The 2304-nt window shown below is 22.9% G+C and carries 3 protein-coding genes; 2 read left to right on the forward strand and 1 reads right to left on the reverse strand.

The window, feature by feature from the left end:
• Together M0D11_RS05725 and M0D11_RS05730 are read left to right on the forward strand one after the other, a co-directional pair.
• Nucleotides 1-205: hypothetical protein (locus tag M0D11_RS05725; RefSeq protein WP_252320912.1), on the forward strand; the 205-nt coding region annotated here is incomplete at its 5' end.
• Nucleotides 206-286: 81 nt separating this feature from the next.
• Nucleotides 287-481 carry a hypothetical protein gene (locus M0D11_RS05730; protein WP_252320914.1) on the forward strand — a complete coding sequence of 65 codons (195 nt, stop codon included), beginning with the start codon at nucleotides 287-289 and terminating at the stop codon, nucleotides 479-481.
• A gap of 83 nt (nucleotides 482-564) precedes the next feature.
• On the opposite strand, the gene M0D11_RS05735 is transcribed toward M0D11_RS05730, so the two are convergent.
• A complete protein-coding gene (locus M0D11_RS05735) occupies nucleotides 565-1713 on the reverse strand; it encodes a hypothetical protein (RefSeq protein ID WP_252320916.1) in 1149 nt (382 codons plus the stop codon).
• Between the last annotated feature and the right edge of the window lie 591 nt (nucleotides 1714-2304).

Here is a 2304-nt window from a genome sequence, read left to right on the forward strand (position 1 = left end):
AGTTGATAAATATTTAAATTTTGTTCAAAAAGTAAATATATATCGTAATACTATATCTAAAGTTTCTCCTATAAATAAAGTAACTAATGATAATTGAAATAAAATGAATAATTTTTCAAAACAAAGTTTAGCTAAAGAACTTTATTATGAACTAATTGAGTTTATAAATGTAATTAACTTGCTTTTGAATGAAAAAAGTAAATAAACGATATTTTACTTGTAGTTTAATTTTAAAGATTTAAAATATTACTAAACATTATATTAATGTTATTTAGGAGGAAACACTATGTATGCTGCTGGACAAGTTGTTGTTAATGCCAGTCAGGCTGGTTTTAACAATGATAAAAATGAACAAATTAAAATAGCAAATGAACAAAATTTTCAAAAAGTTAATGAAGAATATGAAAAGTTAAATATAAAAAATAAAATTACTAAATCAGAAACAAGTGATAAAAAAAATAAAAAATGTAATATATTGTAAGTATTAATAAAAAAGATGATTACCAAAAATAATCATCTTTTTTATTAATTTAAGAAGAAATTTTGAAAATTGTAGAAATTAACTTAAGAATTTTTTCAAATTTCTCAAGTATCATCATAATGATGATGAATTGGATCATATGGATCTTCCATAACTGTTGTGTTATATCCTCTTTTAGTTCTTATATCAATAGATCTAAAATTTGGATTATAAAAGATAAAATCTTTTAAATGAGAGTGATATACATTATTTGTTCAAAATGGATCATTTTGAATAAAAGAATGAGATCAATCTGTATAATCTTGATTAGTAATAGAACCACCTGCTCCAGTATGATCAACTGGTATTAATTGTTTTAAATATGGACTTATAACATTATCTGCAAAATTATCATTATTATTTTTATTATAATAATTTAATAAATAATTAATTCCTTGTTCATCTATGCATGTAGTAATATAATCTGCTGCTAAAAATCTATAATCAACTTCAAAAGAATTTACTTTAGAAATATACTTATCTTGACTACCTACTTCAAAGATTGTTGGAGCAGGTAATATTGATATTCCAAGATATACTCCATTACCATTATCAAATGAAGGAACATTATCCATATATCAGCTAGCAGTGAATGTAAACAAACACGCATCAACTAATGTAATCAGTGGACCTCCAACACCACTAGCTAATAATATGGAGTTAACAGCAAGCACAAATGCTGCTTGTCCATATGCTAAATATTGTTGAATTTTTTTAACAGTATCGGATGACATATATCAATAAAAATAATCACCAAACCCTCATCAAGGAAAGTATACACCATCATAATTCATAGGAAATGATAATCCTAAGTTATTTTTTTGATAATTATTATTTTGACTTAAAAACTGCTCATATTGATTATTTGTTGTTAATAAATTTTCTTTATTACTAAAAACCTTCAATAATTCATTTTTATAATTATAATTTTTTCCATTAACAGTTCAGTTAATATCATTTTTACATTTTTTATTTATATTTTTTATTGTACTGTTTATTGCATTATTTAAACTTTTTTCATTGACAAGATTTAAACTATCATATCTTGTCATGGTTTGATTATTATTTTGTTGTGTAGTTAATCTATTTTTAAAACTGGAAGCATTATTTGTAAATAATTTAGTATTAACTAAATTTATACCACTAGTTCCAATTAAAACGCTTACTGTAAGCAATGATAATAGTTTTTTCATTTTAATACACCTTCTTTATGTACATCATAAATTGAAAAGGAAATTTTGGATTGATAATAATAGTTTTTATGAACATATGGATATTTATCCAAAATTAGGAAATAATTTCTTATCTATTATAATTATAACACTTTTAATAAGTAAATAAAGTATTTTTTGATTATGTAAAATAATTATTAACTTGCTTTTGAATGAAAAAAGCATATAATAAAAACAACTTCATAAATAAAAACAATAAAAAATGCAGTTAGCGATACTCTAATATCCTAACTGCTGACAGGTTCACCAATGGAATAGCTCAACCTGCATTTAAATTATATATTTTATTATAATAATTTGCAAACGACATTCTAGTATTTTGAACTTAGATGTCGTTTTTTTCTTTTATTTTGGAGTTTGTAAACTAAATACGCTGTCGTAGAAGTCAAATGGTGAGTACTTTATGTAAATGCTTCTATATCAGGATAAAAGAGTTATTTAAAAATATTAATAGAATTGTTGTTGTATAAAATTGAGATTAATTTTGCATAGAAATACACAACCACAAACCCTGTTTTATTTTCTATTTTTAAATAATTGCACCAAAGGGTG

The organism is Spiroplasma endosymbiont of Lariophagus distinguendus (assembly GCF_023846195.1).
In the GTDB taxonomy this organism is placed as follows: Bacteria; Bacillota_I; Bacilli_A; order Mycoplasmatales; family VBWQ01; genus Spiroplasma_E.